Origin of the sequence: Pseudomonas sp. ML96, from assembly GCF_000761545.1 — a bacterium.
Taxonomy (GTDB): domain Bacteria; phylum Pseudomonadota; class Gammaproteobacteria; order Pseudomonadales; family Pseudomonadaceae; genus Aquipseudomonas.
In genome coordinates, this window is sequence record NZ_JPMY01000006.1 from 70,330 (window position 1) to 87,627 (window position 17,298).

Annotated in this window: 21 protein-coding genes; 14 read left to right on the top strand and 7 right to left on the bottom strand. The window is 67.0% G+C overall.

All coding sequences use genetic code 11. The features are described from left to right. Positions 1-51: 51 nt before the first annotated feature. A complete protein-coding gene (locus IP89_RS04305; RefSeq protein ID WP_043307955.1) occupies positions 52-324 on the bottom strand; it encodes a hypothetical protein in 273 nt (90 codons plus the stop codon). Positions 325-441: 117 nt separating this feature from the next. On the opposite strand from IP89_RS04305, the gene IP89_RS04310 reads away from it, so the two are divergent. Beyond that, complete coding sequence (locus IP89_RS04310) at positions 442-1,101, top strand: glutathione S-transferase family protein (RefSeq protein ID WP_043307956.1); 660 nt, start codon at positions 442-444, stop codon at positions 1,099-1,101. Between the two features lies 1 nt (position 1,102). Here the strand turns inward: IP89_RS04310 and IP89_RS04315 are convergent, their stop codons facing one another. From IP89_RS04315 to argH, 3 genes are read right to left on the bottom strand one after another with little or no spacing between them, the layout of a single operon-like run. Continuing rightward, the gene (locus IP89_RS04315; protein ID WP_043307957.1) at positions 1,103-1,582 is read right to left on the bottom strand and encodes a GNAT family N-acetyltransferase; all 480 of its coding nucleotides are present in this window, start codon (positions 1,580-1,582) and stop codon (positions 1,103-1,105) included. Positions 1,583-1,602: 20 nt separating this feature from the next. Continuing rightward, positions 1,603-1,845 (bottom strand): hypothetical protein, encoded by a 243-nt coding sequence (locus IP89_RS04320; protein WP_043307958.1) that lies wholly within the window; start codon positions 1,843-1,845, stop codon positions 1,603-1,605. A 27-nt stretch (positions 1,846-1,872) separates the two neighbouring features. Beyond that, on the bottom strand, positions 1,873-3,267 hold the full coding sequence (argH, locus tag IP89_RS04325; protein ID WP_043307959.1) for an argininosuccinate lyase: 1,395 nt from the start codon (positions 3,265-3,267) through the stop codon (positions 1,873-1,875). A 210-nt stretch (positions 3,268-3,477) separates the two neighbouring features. On the opposite strand from argH, the gene IP89_RS04330 reads away from it, so the two are divergent. The 8 genes from IP89_RS04330 (at position 3,478) to IP89_RS04365 (ending at position 10,737) form a co-directional block, all read left to right on the top strand. Next, positions 3,478-4,560, top strand: coding sequence for a sensor histidine kinase (locus tag IP89_RS04330; RefSeq protein WP_052080952.1), 1,083 nt, complete (start codon positions 3,478-3,480; stop codon positions 4,558-4,560). After that, positions 4,557-5,306 (top strand): LytTR family DNA-binding domain-containing protein, encoded by a 750-nt coding sequence (locus IP89_RS04335; protein WP_043307960.1) that lies wholly within the window; start codon positions 4,557-4,559, stop codon positions 5,304-5,306. Before IP89_RS04330 ends, IP89_RS04335 begins: the two co-directional genes overlap by 4 nt. Positions 5,307-5,399: 93 nt before the next feature. Then, on the top strand, positions 5,400-6,320 hold the full coding sequence (gene hemC / locus IP89_RS04340; protein ID WP_043307961.1) for a hydroxymethylbilane synthase: 921 nt from the start codon (positions 5,400-5,402) through the stop codon (positions 6,318-6,320). Then, positions 6,317-7,105: a uroporphyrinogen-III synthase gene (locus IP89_RS04345; protein WP_043307962.1), complete on the top strand. Its 789-nt coding sequence runs from the start codon at positions 6,317-6,319 to the stop codon at positions 7,103-7,105. Before hemC ends, IP89_RS04345 begins: the two co-directional genes overlap by 4 nt. A gap of 10 nt (positions 7,106-7,115) precedes the next feature. Continuing rightward, positions 7,116-8,246, top strand: coding sequence for a uroporphyrinogen-III C-methyltransferase (locus IP89_RS04350; protein ID WP_081963173.1), 1,131 nt, complete (start codon positions 7,116-7,118; stop codon positions 8,244-8,246). After that, positions 8,243-9,475 (top strand): heme biosynthesis HemY N-terminal domain-containing protein, encoded by a 1,233-nt coding sequence (locus tag IP89_RS04355; protein ID WP_043307963.1) that lies wholly within the window; start codon positions 8,243-8,245, stop codon positions 9,473-9,475. Before IP89_RS04350 ends, IP89_RS04355 begins: the two co-directional genes overlap by 4 nt. Positions 9,476-9,596: 121 nt before the next feature. Continuing rightward, entirely contained in the window at positions 9,597-10,088 is a 492-nt protein-coding gene (locus tag IP89_RS04360) for a disulfide bond formation protein B (protein ID WP_043307964.1), read from the top strand. Positions 10,089-10,263: 175 nt separating this feature from the next. Then, positions 10,264-10,737 carry an Rsd/AlgQ family anti-sigma factor gene (locus IP89_RS04365; RefSeq protein ID WP_043307965.1) on the top strand — a complete coding sequence of 158 codons (474 nt, stop codon included), beginning with the start codon at positions 10,264-10,266 and terminating at the stop codon, positions 10,735-10,737. Between the two features lie 63 nt (positions 10,738-10,800). Here IP89_RS04365 and IP89_RS04370 read toward each other — a convergent pair whose 3' ends face one another. Further along, positions 10,801-11,439 carry an FKBP-type peptidyl-prolyl cis-trans isomerase gene (locus IP89_RS04370; protein WP_043307966.1) on the bottom strand — a complete coding sequence of 213 codons (639 nt, stop codon included), beginning with the start codon at positions 11,437-11,439 and terminating at the stop codon, positions 10,801-10,803. A 116-nt stretch (positions 11,440-11,555) separates the two neighbouring features. On the opposite strand from IP89_RS04370, the gene IP89_RS22905 reads away from it, so the two are divergent. After that, the gene (locus IP89_RS22905) at positions 11,556-12,716 is read left to right on the top strand and encodes an AlgP family protein (RefSeq protein ID WP_043307967.1); all 1,161 of its coding nucleotides are present in this window, start codon (positions 11,556-11,558) and stop codon (positions 12,714-12,716) included. On the opposite strand, the gene IP89_RS04380 is transcribed toward IP89_RS22905, so the two are convergent. Further along, positions 12,713-13,156, bottom strand: a complete 444-nt coding sequence (locus IP89_RS04380) for a TIGR02444 family protein (protein WP_043307968.1) — start codon at positions 13,154-13,156, stop codon at positions 12,713-12,715. The genes IP89_RS22905 and IP89_RS04380 overlap by 4 nt on opposite strands. 50 nt (positions 13,157-13,206) lie before the next feature. Here IP89_RS04380 and IP89_RS04385 point away from each other — a divergent pair, with 50 nt between their 5' ends. The 4 genes from IP89_RS04385 to IP89_RS04400 all read left to right on the top strand — a co-directional run bounded on the left by IP89_RS04385 (position 13,207) and on the right by IP89_RS04400 (position 16,813). After that, on the top strand, positions 13,207-15,117 hold the full coding sequence (locus tag IP89_RS04385) for an ATP-binding cassette domain-containing protein (RefSeq protein WP_043307969.1): 1,911 nt from the start codon (positions 13,207-13,209) through the stop codon (positions 15,115-15,117). Next, entirely contained in the window at positions 15,117-15,656 is a 540-nt protein-coding gene (locus tag IP89_RS04390) for a mechanosensitive ion channel family protein (protein ID WP_043307970.1), read from the top strand. The genes IP89_RS04385 and IP89_RS04390 overlap by 1 nt, the downstream gene beginning before the upstream one ends. Positions 15,657-15,728: 72 nt before the next feature. After that, positions 15,729-16,361: a homoserine/homoserine lactone efflux protein gene (rhtB, locus tag IP89_RS04395; RefSeq protein ID WP_043307971.1), complete on the top strand. Its 633-nt coding sequence runs from the start codon at positions 15,729-15,731 to the stop codon at positions 16,359-16,361. A gap of 2 nt (positions 16,362-16,363) precedes the next feature. After that, positions 16,364-16,813, top strand: coding sequence for a YaiI/YqxD family protein (locus IP89_RS04400; protein ID WP_043307972.1), 450 nt, complete (start codon positions 16,364-16,366; stop codon positions 16,811-16,813). Positions 16,814-16,816: 3 nt separating this feature from the next. Here IP89_RS04400 and IP89_RS04405 read toward each other — a convergent pair whose 3' ends face one another. After that, complete coding sequence (locus IP89_RS04405) at positions 16,817-17,287, bottom strand: thioesterase family protein (RefSeq protein ID WP_043307973.1); 471 nt, start codon at positions 17,285-17,287, stop codon at positions 16,817-16,819. Positions 17,288-17,298: the final 11 nt, after the last annotated feature.

Sequence of the window (17,298 nt, forward strand, 5' to 3'; positions counted from 1 at the left end):
ACCATAGCAACAGCCGGTGGGTGCAGAAAATAGACCTTGGTCAAGCCCGCATCATTCTTCGCCGGGCAGTTGCGGCAGGGCGCGCAGGGCCTGCTCGTACCAGATGCCGTCGAACGGGCGGTCGGCGTCCAGCATGGCGTCGATCTCGTAGGCCAGGACCAGCGCCATCAGCTCGAGGATTTCCTCGCGCTCGTAGCCGACCAGGGTCAGCTTGTTGTAGACCGCCTTGGCCGCCGGCGGCTCGCCTGTTTCCAGCTGGTTCTCGATCGCCTGGATCAGGGTCGCCTCGGCAAAGGCTTCGTCGTTGTCGTCTTGCTCGCTCATACGGGCTCCTCGGTAGTAGATCGGCAGTGTGCCACAGGCATCATTCAGCTGCCCGATGGAGCTTCCCCCAGGCGTGCCAGCAGCTATAACTGGCTTTTCCCTGCCCGGTACCGACCCATGCTCAGACTTCACGGATTCGCCGTCAGCAACTACTACAACATGGTTCACCTGGCCCTGCTGGAGAAGGGGCTGGAGTTCGAGACCGCCACCGTCTACGGCTGCCAGGACGAGGACTTCCTCGCCATCAGCCCGCGCGGCAAGGTGCCGGTGCTGCAGACCGAACACGGCTATATCAGCGAGACCGGCGCCATCCTCGATTACCTGGAAGACCTCGGCCAGGGCCGCCCGCTGCTGCCGGCGGAGCCCTACGCACGTGCCCAGGTGCGGGCGCTGGCCCGGGAGATTGAGCTGTACATCGAGCTGCCGGCGCGCAGCTGCTACCCGCAGGCGTTCTTCCGCACCCCGGTGGATGCGGCGATCCGCGACAAGGCTCGCGCCGAGCTGCAGGCCGGCATCGCCGCGCTCAAGCGCCACGGGCGCTTCGCTCCCTATGTGGCCGGCGAGCAGTTCAGCATCGCCGACCTGTACTTCCTCTACAGCATCGACCTGGCCGCGGCGGTGGCGCAGCAGGTGTTCGACTTCGACCTGCTGGCGGAACTACCCGCCGCCCGCGCGCTGCTGCAGCGCCTGCAGCAGAACCCGCACGTGCAGATGATCGCCGCACAGAAAGAAGCCGGCATGGCCGGCTTCATGGCGTTCCTCAAGAGCAAGGCCTGAGTCAGGGCGCGGCGAAGTCCAGTAGCGCCTGGCCGGTCAGGCGATAGGTGGTCCACTCGTCCTGCGGGCGGGCGCCGAAGGACTGGTAGAAGTCGATGGCGGGTGTGTTCCAGTCCAGCACCGACCACTCGAAGCGGCCGCAGCCGCGCTGCACGGCGATGCGCGCCAGGTGTTGCAGCAGCGCCTTGCCGGCACCGCAGCCGCGGGCCTCGGGGCTGACGTAGAGGTCTTCCAGGTACAGGCCGTGCTTGCCCAGCCAGGTGGAGTAGTTGAAGAAGTACACGGCGTAGCCGATCGGTACGCCGTCCTGCTCGCAGATCAGCGCATGGCTGCTGCTATCGGCGCCGAACAGGCTGTCGCGCAGGCCGGCGGCGTCGGTCTTCACCTCGTGCTCGGCCTTCTCGTAGATGGCCAGGTCGATGATGAAGCGCAGGATCAGTTCAGCGTCGTCGGCGTGGGCGGGGCGGATGTGCAGGGACATGGCAATACTCGTTGCAGGGTTCAGCCGTAGGTAAAGACCAGTACTGCCAGTGGCAGGACGACGATCAGGCAAAAGCCGAAGGCGCCGACCCAGCTGCTGCGTGGGCCCATCGGGTCGGCTACGCGCAGCGGCAGGCGCGGATAGCGGCCCAGGGTCAGCAGGCGTAGCGCCAGCCAGCCGGCGCCATAGAAGAGATAGCTGACGACTATCTCCAGGACGAATTCGCCGACGAAGAGCAGGCCGCGCAACAGCAGTTCTAACATGGGAAATCCTTTTCCCTTGGCGGGTGATCAGCGTGTCGCCAGCAGTTCCTTGCCGCGGGCCACGGCGGCGCGGACCTGGTTCGGTGCGGTGCCGCCGATATGGTCGCGGGCGCCGACCGAGCCTTCCAGGGTCAGCACGGCGAACACGTCGTCGGTGATCTGCTCGCTGAACTGGCGCAGCTCGTCGAGGCTCATCTCGGCCAGGTCCTTGCCGCTCTGCACGCCGTACTTCACGGCGTGGCCGACGATCTCGTGGCAGTCGCGGAAGGGCAGGCCCTTGCGTACCAGGTAGTCGGCCAGGTCGGTGGCGGTGGAGAAGCCGCTGCGGGCCGCCTCGCGCATGATCTCGCGCTTGGGCTTGATCGCCGGAACCATGTCGGCGAAGGCGCGCAGGCTGTCGCGCAGGGTGTCGGCGGCGTCGAACAGCGGCTCTTTGTCTTCCTGGTTGTCCTTGTTGTAGGCCAGCGGCTGGCCCTTCATCAGGGTCAGCAGGCCCATCAGCGCGCCGAACACGCGGCCGGATTTGCCCCGTACCAGCTCCGGCACGTCCGGGTTCTTCTTCTGCGGCATGATCGAGGAGCCGGTGCAGAAGCGGTCAGGCAGGTCGATGAACTGGAACTGCGCGGAGGTCCACAGCACCAGCTCTTCGGAGAAGCGCGACAGGTGCATCATCGCCAGGGAGGCGGCGGCGCAGAATTCGATGGCGAAGTCACGATCCGACACGCCGTCCAGCGAGTTGCCGCCAACAGCGTCGAAACCGAGCAGTTCGGCGGTGATCTCGCGGGCAATCGGATAGGTGGTGCCGGCCAGTGCGGCCGAGCCCAGGGGCATGCGATTCACGCGCTTGCGGCAGTCGACCAGGCGCTCGTGGTCGCGGGTCAGCATCTCGAACCAGGCCAAAAGGTGATGGCCGAAGGTCACCGGCTGCGCGGTCTGCAGGTGGGTGAAGCCGGGCATGATGGTGTCGGCTTCGGCCTCGGCCAGGCCGAGCAGGCCCTGCTGCAGGCGGGTGATTTCGGCGAGGATCAGGTCGATCTCGTCACGCAGCCACAGGCGGATATCGGTGGCGACCTGGTCGTTACGCGAGCGCCCGGTGTGCAGTTTCTTGCCGGTGACGCCGATGCGGTCGGTCAGACGCGCCTCGATGTTCATGTGCACGTCTTCCAGGTCGACACGCCAGTCGAAGCTGCCGGCTTCGATCTCGGCCTGGATTTCCTTCAGTCCGGCCGCGATGGCATCGCGCTCGTCCGCGGTCAGTACGCCGACCTTGGCCAGCATGGTGGCGTGGGCGATGGAACCCATGATGTCGTGGCGATACAGGCGCTTGTCGAAGTCGACGGAGGCGGTGAAGCGGGCGACAAAGGCGTCGACTGGCTCGCTGAAGCGGCCGCCCCAGGACTGGTTGGTTTTTTCGCTGCTCATGGCTGGACTCGTGGCAGGGCAGGCGCGGCGGGCACCTGCGGAACGGACAAAGTGTGCCGATAATAACAGCCTTGCCGGGAAAACCGAGGCCGCGCCGATCTGCCGGGTGCGTCACAGTTTTCACCGGCCGGTGGCATTTGGGCGCCCGTTTTGGCCCGGCCGGAGCGCTCTGGCTTGCCGCCCGGGGGCGCACACAAGGAAACTGCGCGGATGAAAATCCACTGGTTCAACAAGGGCCGCGTGCTGGCCCAGGGCGACGATTTCTTCATTCCGGAACTGTGCGAGCCCGAGGCTCTGCTCAGCCTGGTGCTGCTGGCCGAGCTGCTGGTGCTGGTGCTGGTATTGGCCGAGCCGATGCTGCCGGGCTTCAACTGGGTGCGCCTGGCGCTGACCTCGTTGTTCGTGCAGTGGATCGTGCTGCTCTCGGCGGCGCTGCTGTGCCGCTTGCGCCCGCTGCTGGCGCGGCTACGCGCGGCCCTGGCCGGTACCCTGTGCTGCGCCCTGGTGATCGGCCTGACCTTGGCCTGCACGGCGGTGGCCGACTATTACGAGCTGGGCGGGCCGCTGCCGCGCAGTGGCGAGGTCAACCTGTACCTGCGCCATGCGCTGATCAGCCTGATCATGTCGGCGCTGCTGCTGCGCTATTTCTATCTGCAGAGCCAGTGGCGCCGGCAGCAGCAGGCCGAGCTCAAGGCGCGCATCGAGTCGCTGCAGGCGCGCATCCGCCCGCATTTCCTGTTCAACAGCCTGAACAGCATCGCCAGCCTGGTGGCGATCGACCCGTACAAGGCCGAGCAGGCGGTGCTCGATCTCTCCGACCTGTTCCGAGCCAGCCTGGCCAAGCCCGGCACCCTGGTGCCCTGGGCCGATGAACTGGAACTGGCCAAGCGATATCTGTCGATCGAGCACTACCGGCTCGGCGAACGTCTACAGTTGGATTGGCAGGTGGAAAACGTGCCGACGGATTTGCCGATCCCTCAGCTGACCTTGCAGCCGCTGCTGGAGAATGCCCTGATCTATGGCATCCAGCCGCGCATCGAGGGCGGCCTGGTGCGAATCGAGGCGGATTACCAGGACGGGGTGTTCCAGCTCTGCGTGAGCAATCCCTATCAGGAAAGCGCCGAACAGCAACCGTCGCGCGGTACCCACCAGGCCCTGGTGAATATCGACGCGCGTCTGGCGGCACTTTTCGGCCCCGGCGCGAGTCTCAGCGTGGACCGCCGTGACGGACGCCACTTCACCTGTCTACGCTATCCTTGTTCGAGACTCATGCAGGAAGCCCGAGCAATATGAATGTGCTGATCGTCGATGACGAACCCCTTGCCCGCGAGCGCCTGACCCGTATGGTCGGCGAACTCGAGGGTTATCGTGTCCTCGAGCCCTCGGCCAGCAACGGCGAAGAGGCGCTAGCGCTGATCGACAGCCTGCGCCCCGACGTGGTCCTGCTGGATATCCGCATGCCTGGCCTCGATGGCCTGCAGGTCGCCGCCAAGTTGTGCGAGCGCGAGGCGCCGCCGGCGGTGATCTTCTGCACCGCGCATGACGAGTTCGCCCTGGAGGCCTTCGACGTCAGCGCCGTCGGCTACCTGGTCAAACCGGTGCGCCCCGAGGCGCTGGCCGCGGCGTTGAAGAAGGCCGAACGGCCGAACCGCGTACAGCTTGCCGCGCTCACTCGCCCAGCCACGCCGGGCAATGGTGCCGGCCCGCGCAGCCATATCAGCGCGCGCACCCGCAAGGGCATCGAGCTGATTCCGCTGGAGCAGGTGATCTTCTTCATCGCCGACCACAAGTACGTGACCCTGCGCCACGAGGGTGGCGAGGTGCTGCTCGACGAGCCGCTGAAGGCGCTGGAGGACGAGTTCGGTGAGCGTTTCGTGCGTATCCACCGCAACGCCCTGGTCGCCCGCGAGCGCATCGAGCGCCTGCAGCGTACGCCGCTAGGACACTTCCAGCTCTACCTCAAGGGCCTGGGGCCGGACGCGCTGACCGTCAGCCGTCGTCACGTGGCCGGCGTGCGCAAGCTGATGCACAGCCTGTGACACCGGCGCGGTGCAGCCTGCGGCGATAGTGCCTGCGGGCTTGCGCCGACCATCCTGCTATCATCGCCGGCAGTTCGTCTTCTGGAATTGCCCATGTCCCGCGAAATCCGCATCGCCACCCGTAAGAGCGCCCTGGCCCTGTGGCAGGCCGAGTACGTCAAGGCCCGTCTGGAACAGACCCACCCTGGCCTCAAGGTCAGCCTGGTGCCCATGGTCAGCCGTGGCGACAAGCTACTCGACGCGCCCCTGGCGAAAATCGGCGGCAAGGGCTTGTTCGTCAAGGAACTGGAAACCGCCCTGCTGGAAAACGAGGCCGACATCGCCGTGCACTCCATGAAGGACGTGCCGATGGACTTCCCCGAGGGCCTCGGCCTGTTCTGCATCTGCGAGCGCGAAGACCCACGTGATGCTTTCGTCTCCAACACCTATGCGAGCCTGGACGAGCTGCCGGCCGGCAGCGTGGTCGGCACCTCCAGCCTGCGCCGCCAGGCCCAGCTGCTGGCGCGCCGCCCGGACCTGAAAATCCAGTTCCTGCGCGGCAACGTCAACACGCGCCTGGCCAAGCTGGATGCCGGCGAGTACGACGCCATCATCCTCGCCGCCGCCGGCCTGATCCGCCTCGGCTTCGAGGAACGTATCCGTTCCTCGATCAGTGTCGAGGACAGCCTGCCGGCTGGTGGCCAGGGTGCGGTGGGCATCGAATGCCGCACCGCCGATGCCGAGATCCACGCCCTGCTGGCGCCGCTGCACCATGCCGAAACGGCCGGGCGTGTCACCGCCGAGCGTGCGCTGAACAAGCGCCTCAACGGCGGCTGCCAGGTACCGATTGCCTGCTACGCGTTGCTCGAAGGCGAGCAGCTGTGGCTGCGCGGTCTGGTCGGCCAGCCGGACGGCGGTGTGCTGCTGCGCGCCGAGAGCCGTGGGCGCGACGCCGAGGCACTGGGCGTGCAGGTGGCCGAGCAACTGCTGGCCCAGGGCGCCGAGGCCATCCTCAAGGCGGTATACGGCGAGTGACGGGCTGGCGCCTGCTGCTGACCCGCCCCGCCGCCGAGTGCGCGGCGCTGGCCGCCACGCTGGCCGAGGCCGGCGTGTTCAGCAGCAGCCTGCCGCTGCTGGAGACCGAGGCGTTGGCCGAGACGCCCGCGCAGCGCGCCACCATTCTCGATTTGCAGCGCTACTGCGCGGTGATCGTGGTCAGCAAGCCGGCGGCGCGCCTGGGCCTCGACCTGCTCGCCCGCCATTGCGCGCAGCCACCGGCCGGCCCGCGCTGGTTCAGTGTCGGCGCCGCCACCGCGCAGGTGCTCGATCAGTATCTGCAGCCACATGGCCTGCAGGCCAGCTGCCCGAGCCTGGGCGATGACAGCGAGGCCCTGCTGGCCCTGGCCGAGCTCGATCAGGCGTTGCAAGTGCCGAACCCGCGAGTGCTGATCATGCGCGGCGAGGGCGGTCGCGAACTGATCGCCGAAACCCTGCGCCAGCGTGGCGCGGCGGTGGACTATCTGGAACTCTATCGGCGCGTGCGCCCTCAATACCCTGCCGGTACGCTGCAGCGGTTGGTCGCTGCGGAGCGTATCAACGCCCTGCTGGTGAGCAGCGCCCAGGGCCTGGACAACCTCCGCCAGTTGGCCGCCGATGCCTGGGCGGAGCTGGCTCGGCTACCCTTGCTGGTGCCCAGCCCGCGAGTGGCCGAACTGGCTCGTGCGGCCGGCGCCCGGCAGGTGATCGATTGTCGCGGCGCCAGCGCTGCGGCTGTTCTGACGGCCTTGCGCGCCCAACCGGCGCCGGCCTCTGATGGATAAGGAAGGACTCGTGAGCGAAACCACCCCGCAGATCAGCGAACAGACTCCGCAACTTGCCGCCGACCAGCCGCCGCAGGCGGTCGCGCCCAAAGCCAAGGGTCGTGGTCCGGCCTGGCTGGCCTTGCTGGTCGGCCTGGCTGCCCTCGGTGCCGGTGGCTGGAGTGCCTGGCAGCTGCATCAGCAGCAGGGCCAGGCGGCGCAGCAATTGGCGCAGTTCCAGCAGGCCGGTGAAGCCGCTCAGGCACGGGTCAAGGCCAGTGAAGATCATGTGGCCAAGCGTCTGGCCGGCCTGCCCACGGCGGACGAGCTGGCCACCCAGCGCGACCTGCTGGTAAGCCTACAGGGCGAGCAGCAGCGCCTGGCCCAGAGCCTCTCCGGCCTGCTCGGCAAGAGCCGCGAGGACTGGCGCCTGGCCGAGGCCGAGCACCTGCTGCGCCTGGCCATGCTGCGCCTGACCGCTCTGCAGGACGTGGACAGCGCCATCGCCCTGGTACAGGGTGCCGACGACATCCTGCGCGCGCAGAACGACCCCCAGGCCTTTGCTGCTCGCGGTGAGCTGATCAAGGTGCTGGAGGAGCTGCGCGGCATGCCGCAGATCGATCGCAGCGGCCTGTTCCTGCAACTGGCCGCGCTGCGTGGCCAGGTCGCCCAGCTGCAGATGCTGGCACCCGAATACATCCTCCCGGTCGAAGTGCCGAGCACGGTCAGCGCCAGCGACAGCAGCCGCTGGGACACGCTCTGGCAGGAGCTGTCGCGCTATGTGCGCATCGACCTGCACGCCGACCAGGACGTGCGCCCGCAACTGGCCGGGCAGAGCCTGGCACAGGTGCGCCTGACCCTGGCGCTGGCACTGGAGCAAGCCCAGTGGGGCGCGTTGAATGGCGAGCAGGAGGTCTACCGCCAGGCGCTAGCCTCTGCCAGCGAGGTGCTCGACAGCTACTTCGACCGCGACAACCAGGCCGTGCAGGCCCTGCAAAAACGCGTGGCCGAACTGTCCGGTCAATCGGTTTCCACCCAGCTGCCCAAGCTGGATAACGCCCTCAATACCCTGCAGGCCTACCTCAAGCGCCGCGAGGCTGCCGAGCTGCTGCCCGAAACCGAGGAACCGGCTGCCGAGGCGATCGAGGAGGGCGGGCAATGATCCGTGCCGTCCTGCTCCTGATACTGGTGGCTGCTGGCGCCACCGCGCTGGGCCTGGCCGTCGCCGAGCACAGCGGCTATGTGCTGATCGCCTGGAAGGGCCTGCGCTACGAGTCCAGCCTGTGGGTGTTCCTGCTGATCATCGCTGCGGCCTGGCTGTTGTTCATCGGCCTGCGCTGGTTGCTGCGCCTGCTGCTGGTGTCCGGTGGCCTGCTCAATCCCTGGTCGCGCCGTCAGCGTGGCCGGCGCCAGCAACTGGCGGCCGAGAAGGGCCTGCTGGACCTGATCGAGGGGCGCTGGGAGCGCGCCGAGCGGCATCTCGCGCTGGCCGCCGAAGGCGAGAGCCAGCCACTGATGTACTACCTGGGCGCGGCCCGTGCGGCCTACAAGCAGGGCCGCGTGGAGCAGGGCGAGGCACTGCTGGAGAAAGCGTTGCAGCGCCAGCCCCAGGCCGAACTGGCGGTGGCCCTGGCGCATGCCGAGCTGCAGCGCGAATACGGTGACCTGGCCGGTGCGCAAGAAACCCTGCAGGCCATGCACGAGCGTCATCCACGCCATCACCTGGTGCTCGACCAGCTGCAGCGCACGCTGGCCGAACGCGGCGACTGGGCGGCGCTGCTCGAACTGCTGCCGGAGCTGCGCAAGGCTCGCGTGCTGGAGGGTGAGGCACTGGCCGAGCTGGAGCGCCGGGTGTGGATCGCCCGCCTGCAGCACACTGGCGAGCAGGGGCTGAACCAAGGCGAGATGGCCCTGCAGCCGCTGAGCAATGCTTGGCAGCAGCTGTCTTCTGCACAGCGCCAGGATGTCGAATTGCTGCTCGCCTATGCCGGCCAGCTGCGCACCCTGGGGGCTCAAGAAGAGGCCGAGGAAGTGCTGCGCAAGGCGCTCAAGCAGGGTTACGACCAGCGTCTGATTCGTCTCTACGGCCAGCTGCGCGGACGCGATCCGGCGCGCCAGCTGCAGACCGCCGAAGGCCTGCTCAAGGAGCATCCGCAGGACCCGCAGCTGCTGCTGTCACTCGGTCGCCTGTGCCTGCAGAACGGATTGTGGGGCAAGGCGCGCGAGTACTTCGAGATCAGCCTGGACTTCTCTCGCAGCGCCGAAACCTACGCCGAGCTGGCCCGTCTGCTGGCCAGCCAGGGCGAGGTAGAGGCGAGCAATCGCCTGCTGCTGCAACTGCTGGAGGTACAGGGCCAGCAGCTGCCGGCATTGCCGCAACCCGGCCGCTAGCCGGTCCTCGCCGGCCTGACGTGCGGCGCCCTGTCGCTGACGGGGCGCCTGCCACTGCCTTGAAAGGCCGGCCGGCTTTCCTCTACCGTAGGCGCCTTTCTAGCCCCGCATCGGAGTTCCCATGGCGCTGGCCACCCCGCGTACCCTGTTCCTGCTCGCCTTCCTCGGCTGCCTGGCCCTGATGGGCGGTGCGCTGTATCTGGAACATGTGGTCGGCCTCAATCCCTGCCCGATGTGCATCGTCCAGCGCATCTTCGTCATCCTCTTCGGCCTGGCCTGCCTGGTCGCCGCTATTCACGGCCCGGCTCGTACCGGGCGCCGCGTCTACGCGATCCTGGCCCTGCTGTTTGCCGTCGGCGGTGCCGGTACGGCGGCGCGTCAGGTCTGGCTGCAGAGTGTGCCGGCCGATCAGCTGGATGCCTGCCTGCCGAGCTTGGAGTTCATGATGGAGGCCCTGCCGCTGCAGGAAATCGTGCGCCTGGTGTTCCATGGCACCGCCGATTGCGCCGAGGTGACCTGGACCCTGTTCGGCCTCAGCCTGCCGGAGTGGAGCCTGCTGGCGTTCGTCGGCATGATCCTGTTTTCCCTCTACCAGCTGCTGCGTCGCGGCTGAACCGTTCGCGAGCGAGATGACTTGATGCCCGCGCCGAGTGGGCATACTCTGGCCCAACGCCTCGTCATTTATCCGCCGTTTTCGGCGAGGCGCTTCCCGAGACTCCGCGAGCTGACAATAAAATGTCTCGGGGCTGGCGTATTCAGCATTCACCAGTAAGGGGAGTGAGGACATCATGCTCGAGAGCTGCCAGAACGCCCAGGAACGCTGGGGTGGCGTACACCAACTGATCGATCGCTGGCTGCAGGAACGCCATGAGCTGGTGAGCGCCTATGGCGGCCTCTGCGACCAGCCGCAGGGCCCGGCCTTCGGTGAGGACGTGCAGCGCTTCTGCGAGATCCTGCTCGACTACGTCTCGGCCGGTCATTTCGAGGTCTACGAACAGCTCACCGTCGAGGCCAAGGCCTTCGGTGACCAGCGCGGCCTGGAGCTGGCCAAGCAGATCTACCCGCGCATCGAAGCCATCACCGAGGTGGCGCTGGCCTTCAATGATCGTTGCGACAACGGTGACTGCCGCGATGCCGCCTCACTCAACGGTGAGCTCAAGCGTCTTGGCCAGCTGCTGCACGAGCGCTTCGAACTGGAAGACTGCCTGATCGAGGTGCTGCACAACGCGCACCAGCACGAGGCCAGCGCTGCGCCGCTATAGCCTTCGGATGCCATGAAAAAAGCCGCCTCGATGGGCGGCTTTTTTCATACTGTCACAGCGCGATCAGTTGGCCACTTCCAGCAGCTCGACCTCGAATACCAGTGGCGCATCGGGCGGAATCAGATCGCCAGCGCCTTCCTTTCCATACGCCTGTGCGGCCGGAATCACCACGCGCCAGCGTGCGCCGGTAGGCATCTGCAGCAGTGCCGTTTGCCAGCCGGGAATCAGGGCGCGCAGGCGGAACCATTGCGGCCCTTCGCTCTGGTCGAACAGGCGGCCATCGGCCAGTTCGCCGCGGTAGTTGACCTTCACCCGGCTGCCGGCCAACGGCTTGCGTCCGTTACCCGCGCGCAGCTCACGCACCAGCACGCCACCTTCGAGTTCGCGCACGCCATACTGGGATTTTTCCTTGGCCAGGAAGCGTCCTTCGGCCATGCGCGTCTGCTCTTCGCGACTCTGCGCCACGCGCTGTTCGTGAACCTCCAGCAGTGCCTCGATACGCTCCGGCGGCAGGCGCAGAGCATCGCCCTGATAGGCCTGGCGCAGGCCCTGCAGCAGGGCATCCAGCGGCAGTCCAGGCACCTCGCCACGCAGCCTCTCACCGAGTTTTGCCCCCAGGCTATAGGCCAGATCCTCGTCCTCGCTCGCCGCCGGCGAAAGAGCAGGAAGCAGGCATAGCAACAACAGCATGAGGCGCAACATGAACGAGTTCTCCACAGAATTTGCCGGCGATTATGCCTGTTGCCTGCGCGGGTGCTAGCGACTGGCGAGTCAGGCGTCTAGTATGGGGATCACCAACGTCCGTTAGGAGGCACGTCATGCCGACCAACAATAAGAAGTCCGTAAGCACCCCTTTGCATCTGCTCCAGCAACTCTCCCATAGCCTGCTCGAACATTTGGAAAAAGCCTGCTCGCAAGCTCTGGTCGACGCTGAAGACCTTCTGACCAAGCTGGAAAAACAGCGCGTCAAAGCTCAGGAAAAACTGCACGACACGCGCAGCAAAGTGCAGGAAGCGGCGAAGGCCGGCAAAGCCAAGGCGCAAGACAAGGCCAAGGCTGCCGCTGCCGAACTTGAAGAGTTGCTCGCTGGCCTCAAGACCCGCCAGGCCGAGACCCGCAGCTATATCGTGCAACTAAAGCGCGACGCCCAGGAAAGCCTGAAGCTGGCCCAGGGCGTAGGCAAGGTTCGCGAGGCCGCCGCCAAGGCCCTCGACAGCCGCGCCGTCGCCAAGCCCGCTGCGAAGCCAGCAGCCAAGCCGGCGGCGAAGAAAGCTGCGGCCAAACCCGCTACCAAGGCCGCCGCCAAACCGGCAGCCAAGCCTGCCGCGAAGCCAGCTGCGAAACCCGCCGCCAAGGCACCGGCCAAAGCACCTGCGAAAGCTGCAGCGGCGAAACCGGCGGCCAAGCCCGCAGCCAAACCGGCAGCTAAACCTGCTGCCAAGGCTGCTGCGAAACCTGCCGCGAAGAAGGCCTCCAGCACCGCCAAACCGGCAGCCAAGCCTGCCGCGAAACCAGCGGCAAAACCCGCCGCTAAGCCAGCTGCCAAGGCCGCTGCAAAACCAGCAGCCAAGCCTGTCGCTAAGGCTGCCGCCAAGCCCGCGGCGAAGCCGGCCGCCAAACCAGCTGCAGCCAAGGCTCCGGCTAAGGCCGCTGCGGCCAAACCGGCTGCGAAGCCGGCGGCCAAGCCAGTCGCCAAGGCTGCTGCGAAGCCCGCTGCCAAACCCGCTGCTAAGCCGGCAACCAAACCAGTGGCCAAGGTTGCGGCTAAACCTGCTGCCAAACCAGCAGCGAAACCTGCAGTGAAGAAGCCAGTCGCGGCTAAACCGGCAGTGGCCAAACCCGCTGCCAAGCCTGCTGCGAAGCCGGCCGCCAAACCCGCTGCCGCGAAACCTGCGGCGCCTGCCAGCGCAGCTACGCCGACTCCGGCGCCAGCCGCTGCACCGGTAGCCAGCAACGGCAGCACTCCGCCCGGCGTCTAAGCCTGGCTTGCCGCGGCGCGCAGCAGTTCGCGCGCGTCGCGGTCGCTGACCAACTGCTCCAACCAGGCCACGGCATCGTCCGTGGCCTGCCATTTCTGTGCTACCTCTTCCAGTCGCCCGAGCAGTTCGCGCTCGGCGTCCAGCTCCAGTGCCTTGATCCGCTCGCGCAGTTGCGCCAGGGCGGGATCTGCGGCGCTGTCGTTCTTCCAGCTTCGACGCAGCTTGCGCAGCGGTCCTACCACCTGTTGCTGCCAGTGCGCGGCCACGACCTGCAGCTGCGCGAGGCGCTGCGCGTCGCAGGTGATTCGCCGCCGTTCCAGCCACAGGGCGCAGAGCAGCAGGCAGACATCGGCACCGCCATCCTGCAGGCGCAGGCAGGCCTGTTCCACGCCGGGGCGGGCGTAGCAGGTCAGGGCGAAACTCCACAGGTCAGTCGGCATGCGGCTCTCCGGGCGGCGAAGGGGGGAAGCTGGTAGACTCCGCGGCCATTATGATCCGACTCCAGAACCTCACTCTACAGCGTGGTCCGCAGCGCCTGCTCGAAGGCGCCGAACTGACCCTGCACGCCGGCCACAAAGCCGGCCTGATCGGTGCCAACGGCGCCGGCAAATCCAGCCTGTTCGCTCTGCTGCGGGGCGAGCTCGGCCCCGACGCCGGCGACTGCAACATGCCGCCGGACTGGCGCATCGCGCACATGCGCCAGGAGGTCGACGACCTCGAACGCCTGGCCGTGGACTACGTGCTGGATGGCGACATCCACCTGCGCCAGGTGCAGCGCCAGCTGGCGGGCGCCGAAGCGGCCCACGACGGTGCGGCGATTGCCCGCCTGCACAGTGAACTGGACACCGCCGACGGCTATACCGCCGATGCCCGCGCGCGCAAGCTGCTGGCCGGCCTTGGCTTCAGCAACGAGCAGATGGACCGCCGTGTCGGCGACTTCTCCGGTGGCTGGCGGATGCGCCTGAACCTGGCCCAGGCACTGATGTGCCCGTCCGACCTGCTGCTGCTCGACGAGCCGACCAACCACCTCGACCTCGATGCCATCCTCTGGCTGGAAGAGTGGCTGAAGAGCTATCCCGGCACTCTGCTGCTGATCTCCCACGACCGCGACTTCCTCGATGCTGTGGTCGACCATGTGGCGCACCTCGAACAGCAGAAGCTGACCCTCTACCGTGGCGGCTACTCGGCCTTCGAGCGCACTCGTGCCGAACGCCTGGCGCAGCAGCAGCAGGCGTATGAGAAGCAGCAGGCGCAGCGCGCGCACATGGAAAAGTACATCGCCCGCTTCAAGGCCCAGGCGACCAAGGCTCGTCAGGCGCAGAGCCGGATCAAGGCCCTGGAGCGGCTGGAAGAACTGGCGCCGGCGCACGTCGACTCGCCGTTCGACTTCGTCTTCCGCGAGGCCGACAAAATCTCCAGCCCACTGTTTGATATGGCCGAGGCCCAACTCGGCTATGGCGACAAGGTGGTGCTGCAGCAGGTCAAGTTGCAGCTGGTGCCCGGCGCACGCATCGGCCTGCTCGGCCCCAACGGCGCCGGTAAGTCGACCCTGATCAAGACTATCTCCGGCGAGCTGTCGCCGCTGTCCGGTCGCCTGGCGCGTGGCGAGAACCTGTCGATCGGCTACTTCGCCCAGCATCAGCTCGACTCGCTGGATGCCAAGGCCAGTCCGCTGCTGCACCTGCAGCGCATCGCTCCGGGCGAGCGCGAGCAGACCCTGCGCGACTTCCTCGGTGGCTTCGACTTCCGTGGTGCTCGCTGCGATGAGGCGGTGCAGAACTTCTCCGGTGGCGAGAAGGCGCGCCTGGCTCTGGCTCTGATCGCCTGGGGCAAGCCCAACCTGCTGCTGCTCGACGAACCGACCAACCACCTCGACCTGGAGATGCGCCTGGCCCTGACCATGGCCCTGCAGGAGTTCGCCGGGGCGGTACTGGTGGTCTCTCACGATCGTCATCTGCTGAAGAGCACCACCGACGAGTTCCTGCTGGTCGCCGATGGGCGCATCCAGTCGTTCGAGGGCGACCTCGACGACTACGCGCGCTGGCTGGTCGACTACCGCGCCCGCCAACAGCCGCAGGCAGCTGCTGCACCGGCCAGCGACAAGACCGACAAACGCGCCCAGCGCCAGGCCGCCGCGGCCCTGCGCCAGCAGCTGGCCCCGCACAAGAAGCAGGCCGACAAGCTGGAACAGGAGCTGGGCAAGCTCCAGGGCAAGCTCGCCGCCGTCGAGGAAAAGCTCGGCGACAGTGGTGTCTACGAGGCCGCGCGCAAGGACGAGCTGCGTGAGCTGCTGGCCGAGCAGGCGCGTCTGAAGGCCGCCGAGGCCGAGCTGGAAGAATCCTGGCTGCTGGCCCTGGAGACGCTGGAGGAGCTGCAGAAGCAACTGGAGGAGGCCGACTGATGGAAGAGCTGCAACTGCTCGCCACCTGGCGTGAACCGCTGACCGTCGCCGGTCAGGTGCTGTTGATCCTGCTACTGGCCTGGGTCGCCCAGCGTTTGGTCACCCGCGGCATCAGCCGCCTCGGCTCGCGCTACGCGATGCTGCCGCAGGAGGTGCTGCTGCCGCTGCGTGGCCTGTTGCGCTGGCTGATCATGGGTAGCGCGCTGATGCTGGTGCTGGAGCGCCTGGGCGTTTCCGCCGAAGTGCTGTGGACCGCGCTGACCGGTTTCGCCGCCGTCGCCGCCGTGGCCTTCTTCGCCATCTGGAGCGTGCTCTCCAACATGTTCTGCGCCCTGCTGATCTTCAGCATGGGCCCGTTCCGCCTGGGCGACACGGTGGAAGTCATCGAGAGCGCCGACAAGCCTGGGGTGAAGGGCCGGGTGCTGTCGATCAACCTGTTCTACACCACCCTGCAGGACCTCAGCGAAGGCGGCGAGGGTGCCCTGCTGCAGGTGCCCAACAGCCTGTTCTTCCAGAAAACCGTGCGCCGCTGGCGCTGACGGTACTGGTCGCTTGCGGGGCAGGGCGGTAGGCTGTGCCCTCTGTTCTTCTTCTGTTTTGAGGTATTCGCCATGGCTCTGGAAACCTGGCTCGCTTTCTTGGTCGCCTGCTGGGTGATCAGCCTGTCGCCGGGTGCCGGCGCCATCGCCTCCATGTCCAGCGGCCTGCAGTACGGCTTCGCCCGTGGCTACTGGAACGCACTGGGCCTGCAGGTCGGCCTGGCCCTGCAGATCGCCGTGGTCGCCGCGGGTGTCGGCGCCATTCTCTCCGCTTCGGCCACCGCCTTCGCCGCGATCAAGTGGTTCGGCGTGGCCTACCTGGTCTGGCTCGCGGTCAAGCAGTGGCAAGCCCTGCCCAGCGACATGGCCAGCGACTCCGCCGAGCGCCCCATCGGTCGCCCGCTGACCCTGGTGCTGCGTGGCTTCCTGGTCAACGCCAGCAACCCCAAGGCGATCGTCTTCATGCTCGCCGTGCTGCCGCAGTTCATCGATCCGCACCAGCCGCTGCTGGCGCAGTACCTGATCATGGGCACCACCATGATCATCGTCGACATGATCGTCATGGCCGGCTACACCGGGCTGGCGTCCCGCGTGCTGCGCGCCCTGCGCACACCGCGCCAGCAGCGCCTGATGAACCGCACCTTCGCCGGCCTGTTCGTCGGCGCCGCCGCGTTGCTCGCCACCGTACGCCGCGCCGCCGCCTGAGTATGCGTGTCTGGATCGACGCGGACGCCTGTCCGCGCCTGGCCCGCGACCAGGTGGTGAAGTTCGCCCTCAAGCGTGGTTTCGAGGTGGTGCTGGTGGCTGGTCAGGCCGTGGCACGACCGAACTTCGCCTGCGTGAAGCTGATCGTGGTGCCGAGCGGCCCGGACGCGGCCGATGATCATCTGGTCGAGCACGCCGTGCCCGGCGAACTGGTGATCTGCAGCGATATTCCACTGGCCGACCGGCTGATCAAGAAGGGTGTCGCCGCGCTCGACCCGCGTGGCCGCGAGTTCGACGAGCGCAACATGGGTGACAAGCTGGCCACCCGCAACCTGTTCGCCGACCTGCGCGATCAGGGCCAGATGGGCGGCGGCCAGGCCGCCTATTCGGACAAGGACCGCCAGGCCTTCGCCAACGCCCTCGACCGCATCCTCACCCGTCTGAGCAGGTAGGGCTCAGCCGCACAGATAGGTGCCGGTGCCCACCGCCACCAGGGTGCCGTCGTCGCTGTGCAGTTCGCTGCGTACCACTGCCACCTTGTTGCCCGAGCGCAGCAGCACCGCAGTGGCGCTGAACAGCTCGCCGCGACCGGGGCGCAGGTAGTCGACGCGCAGGTCGATGGTGCCCAGCTTGGACAGGCGCTGCATGCGTTCCGCCTGGCTCAGGTGCTGGTGCTTGTCGAAGGCGCCGATCAGCGCCATGGCGCCGCCGGTGACGTCGAGCAGCGAGGAGATCACCCCGCCGTGGAGAATGCCGTGAACGAAGTTGCCGATCAGCTCGGGCTTCATCGGTAGGCTCATCACCACCCGGTCGCCGCGCAGCTCGTCGATGCGAATGCCGAGCATCTGGTTGAACGGAATGCGCTGGAAGAAGGCTTCGACGCCCTGGCGCTGTTCCTCGGAAAGCTGGAAGACCGTGTCGTTCATGTGCGCTCCTG